The organism is Corynebacterium sp. HMSC08F01 (genome assembly GCF_001807545.1).
Classification (GTDB): Bacteria; Actinomycetota; Actinomycetes; order Mycobacteriales; family Mycobacteriaceae; genus Corynebacterium; species Corynebacterium coyleae.
This window is the reverse complement of sequence record NZ_KV789265.1, coordinates 1-4438: the sequence shown is the minus strand read 5'-3', so window position 1 is coordinate 4438 and position 4438 is coordinate 1. Positions and strand designations below refer to the sequence as shown.

The 4438-nt window shown below is 67.1% G+C and carries 2 protein-coding genes and 1 pseudogene; 2 read left to right on the top strand and 1 reads right to left on the bottom strand.

The features are described from left to right. Nucleotides 1-120: 120 nt before the first annotated feature. Together HMPREF3171_RS00480 and HMPREF3171_RS00475 are read left to right on the top strand one after the other, a co-directional pair. The gene (locus HMPREF3171_RS00480; protein ID WP_070482151.1) at nucleotides 121-1899 is read left to right on the top strand and encodes an ABC transporter ATP-binding protein; all 1779 of its coding nucleotides are present in this window, start codon (nucleotides 121-123) and stop codon (nucleotides 1897-1899) included. Then, complete coding sequence (locus tag HMPREF3171_RS00475) at nucleotides 1896-3680, top strand: ABC transporter ATP-binding protein (RefSeq protein ID WP_070482149.1); 1785 nt, start codon at nucleotides 1896-1898, stop codon at nucleotides 3678-3680. Before HMPREF3171_RS00480 ends, HMPREF3171_RS00475 begins: the two co-directional genes overlap by 4 nt. A 5-nt stretch (nucleotides 3681-3685) precedes the next feature. Here HMPREF3171_RS00475 and HMPREF3171_RS00470 read toward each other — a convergent pair. After that, nucleotides 3686-4366, bottom strand: a pseudogene (locus HMPREF3171_RS00470) (hypothetical protein). Between the last annotated feature and the right edge of the window lie 72 nt (nucleotides 4367-4438).

The window sequence follows — 4438 nt, the reverse complement described above, 5'->3', positions numbered from 1 at the left end:
GGGCAGCGAGGTCGAGGACCTCGCCGAAGCCAACGGGTTGAAGCTGGGCGGAGCCTCACACGTCGGCATGGTGTACTTCCGCACTCTCACGAAGAAAAGCGCGATCGGGGAGGCGGGCAAGTGAGCGCCGTGGACGGGACCGTAGGCCCGTGGTCGCTGCTCGCCCCGATTCGGACCCGGATGCGTGCGGTGGTCGCGTTATCCGTCCTGTCGTCGGTGGCTACCGTCGCTTCGCTGGTCGGCATCATCGACATCGCGATGACGTACCCGGAGGCTCCGGAGCATCGGACGTGGTTGGCCGTGGCTGTCATCGTCGTCGCCGCAACGGTGCGCATGGCCGCGGACGGCGCCGCCGGCATGCTCTCGCACCGGGCGGATAATGACCTGCAGCTCCACCTCCGGCGCCGACTGGTCGCCCAAATCCGGAAGTTGCCCCTGGGCTGGCTGGATGCCCGGCGGTCGTCGGGAATCATCGAGTCGGTTGAGAAGGACGTCGCGGCTGTCCACCAGCTCATGGGCCACACCGTCGGTGAGACCGTGGTGGCGGTGCTGGTTCCCCTGCTTTCCCTCATCGCGCTCGTCATGGTGGATTGGCGGATCGCGGTGGTGGCGGTCGTCCCGGTGCTGGTCACCTTCGCCCTGATGGGCGTGATGATTTCGCGCGGAGCCGGTCTTCAGCGCGACTACGAGCGAGCCTCCGAAAAAGTGACGGCCGCGGTCATCGAGCTGGTGCGCGGTATCCCGGTGATGAAGTCCTTCGGGCGCGCTAACCAGGGCGCGGGTCGCTACGATGCCGCGGCGTTGTCGTTCGTCCGCGCGTGGTCCGCCTGGTCCCGGCAGTCGAACATCTATCTCGGGCTCATCGACGTGGTGACGTCCCCGACCACAGTTCTCGCAGTGGTGTGCGGGGCCGGCCTCGCTCTGAGGGACGCCGCGGGCGGCATACCGGAGGGTCTCGTCGCCGGGCTGGTTCTCAGCCTTGGACTCTCCGCGGCGATCGTGCGGGTGGCCATGAACTCCGAACCCATCATCGCGGGGATCGCCGCCCTGAAGTCCATCGCGGAGGTGCTGAGCACGCCGCCGATCGCCGAGCCCGCCGATCCGGTGCCCGCGCGCGGAGGCGCGCTCGAGGTCCGGAACCTGGTCTTCTCCTACGGCGATGGGCCGCGGGTCCTCGACGGGATGTCCGCGACGTTCGAACCAGGGACCCTCACTGCGCTGGTGGGGTCCTCCGGTTCCGGAAAGTCCACCGTCGCCCGGCTGTTGGCGCGTTTCCACGACCCTGTTGAAGGCTCGGTGCTGCTGGGCGGCGTCGATCTTCGCGACATTGCCGTGCGCGACGTGCACCGCTCGGTGTCGGTGGTGTTCCAAGATCCGCAGTTGTTCACGCTGCCGTTGCGGGAGAACATCCGGCTGGCCAGGAGAGACGCCACCGACGACGAAATCATGGCGGCCGCGAAGCTCGCGAACCTCGATGCGGTCATTGCGGCGCTGCCGAAGCGCCTGGATTCGGTGGTCAACGTCGACGTGACCTTTTCCGGTGGTGAGGCGCAGCGCGTAGCCATCGCGAGGTCGATCGTCACGGACGCGCCGGTGCTCATCTTCGACGAGGCAACCGCTTACGCGGATCCGGCTTCCGAGGCCCTCATCCAGTCCGCAATCGAGCGTTTGGCCCGTTCGCGGACGGTGATTGTGATCGCGCACAGGTTGAGCACGATCCGCAACGCTGACCGCATCCTCGTTCTCGATGGGGGAGCGGTCACGGAGGCGGGTACTCACGACGAGTTGCTTGCGCGCGGTGGCCGCTACCGGGATTTGTGGCGCGCGTTCACGCTCGACGACGAACCATCCGCCCCGCGGGGCGCTGAATCAGACGATGAAAAGGCGGGGAACCGATGATTCGAGACTTGTGGTCGATGACGGATCGGCGCTCGAGAATGACGCTGGTGTGGCTCATTGCGTTGGCCACGCTTGCCGCGCTGGCCCAGGGAGCGGCGTTCGTCGCGCTGCTGCCGCTGCTGTCGGCTCTGGCCGAGGGAGATGATGCGACGGCGTGGCGTTTCACCGGCGTCATCGCCGGCCTCGCGGCCGCCCATGCGGTGCTGTCCCTCGCCGCGGGGACAGTCGGCAGGGCGAATTCCGCAGCGGTGCTGTCGTCCCTGCTGCGTTCCCTGGGCGAACGCGTGCTGACGTTGCCACTCGGGTACGTCACCAAGTCCACGGCCGGCCGCTTTTCGGAGATGGCGTCGTCGGGTATCGCGTTCGCGGCGTCCGTGCCGCACGTGATCCTGCGGCCCGTCATCGCCGCGGTGGTTACGCCGACCGTCATCGCCTTCGGAATTCTGGCGGTGGATTGGCGCGTCGGTTTGGTTCTTGTCGCGTCGGCGCCGGTGCTCTTCTTCGCCTACCGGGCCATTGGCCGGGTCGGCGGGGAGTCGGACGAAGCGCATGCTGAGGCCGTCGCTGCCGTCTCCGGCAGGCTGATCGAGTTCACCCGCGGCCAGCAGGCGATTCGCGCCGCGGGCGACGGTTCGGCAGCGGACGCGATGGTGGATGAGGCTATCCAGGCCCAACACGATGCGTTCGCGAAGGCGACGTCGACGCAGGGAGCGGCCATCGGACGGTTGGGTTCGGTCGTCCATGCAGTGTTCACGGCGGCGGTGATCGTCGCCGTGGCAGTCGCCGCGACGGGCGGGATGGCGCCGGCGCATTTGGCGCCGATACTCATCGTGCTCGTCCAGTTCACCGGACCGATCACCACGGCGGGAGCGTTGTCCGGCGGTTTCGGTGCGGGCCGCAACACGTTGGCTGCGTTGCGTGACCTGCGGGCAATCCCCGCTCTTCCCGAACCTGCCGCACCGGAGCTGCCCGACGGGTATGACGTGGAGTTCCGCGGCGTGAGCTTCGGGTACGGAGATAAGAAGGTTCTCGACGGCGTCAGCTTCCGTGCACCTCAGGGAGCGCTGGTTGCCGTAGTGGGACCGTCGGGGTCGGGCAAGACGACGGTCATGCGGCTGTTGTCGCGTTTTCATGATCCGGACTCGGGGGAGATCCTCATCGGCGGGGTGCCCTTGCCTCGGATCGGCACCGACGGCGTGAACTCGCTGGTGACCCCGGTGTTCCAGGAGACGTTCCTTTTCGACGCGTCCGTGCGGGACAACGTGGTCTTCGCCGACCCCGGATTCGGTTCCAGGCCCGGTGACGGGGACCGCTTGCGCGAGGCCGCCCGGCGTTCCGGGGTGGACCGCATCGTGGAGCTGCTGCCTTCCGGGTGGGATACCCCAGTGGGGGAAGAGGGGACGCTGCTGTCGGGAGGTGAGCGGCAGCGCCTCGCCATCGCCCGGGCGCTTCTGAAGGATTCCCCGGTGGTGCTTCTCGACGAGCCGACGTCCTCGCTGGATGCGGCCACTGAGCGGGCGATCGTCGGCACGATGGAGGCGTTGCGCGGCGATCACACTGTGATCGTCGTCGCCCATCGCCTGCACACCATCCGCGATGCCGACCTCATCGTCGTGCTTTCGGAGGACGGGACGGTCGCAGAACGGGGCACGCACGATGAATTGCTGGCGAAGGGCGGCCGCTACGCCGAGTCTTGGGCGTGCCGGACGGGGAGTTCCCCGGGATCCAGATCCAGCTCGTCGTGGACCACCACGACGACGGCATCGGAGAAGCGCGGATAGCTAGTTCATCTCGCACCAGATTGGCTTAGTTCCCAGGAGCCAAAGCGCACCGCGCAGACACCCCAGTGGAGGAGCAAGAGCACGAGGAGCGCCAAGGAAAGTGCGTGCCAGCCTTCGTCCCAAGCACCCAAGCACAGAGTGCCCACGGGGAAGGTAGAGCCCCACCAACCAGGGCCGTAGGGCGCCCAGTGGAGGACAGCCTCGTAGAAGCAGTACATGGCATAGAGGACACACGGTACGGCGAGGGTGAACATGATGAGGCCGTACAGGTGAGTGTCGAAAAGCAATGTCGATGCTGCCGTCGACTGGCCGACAACACCGAGGGGAATCCACGCTGTACCCGCGGCTGCGCCACGTGGGCGCGTGCGGGATCAGTAGCAGTAGAGGAAGAGCGGGATCGCGGTGAAGAACGTGAGGAAGAAGCACAGCTCACCCGCGTAGTGATAAAACTCGCCGTGATGGGTGGCCAGCTGCCCGGCGGATGTCGCGGCGACCATCGGGGACACCAGCGCCAAGCCCCACGGGAACGCAGGCTCGGTGTAGTGAGCGGACTGCTTCCACAAACCCCAGAGTTGCCACAAGCACACGATGATGGCCAGTGGCGCGCCGATCCACCAGCTGATCAGCTGGAACGCATCGTTGCCCGTGAGTGCCGTCCACGCCGAGCCGCACGCGAGCAGCCCCATCGCGTACATGCCTCACGCCGCCATGTTCTGGCGCCGCGGCGGCTCATTGCGCACGCCGACCGTGAACACAAC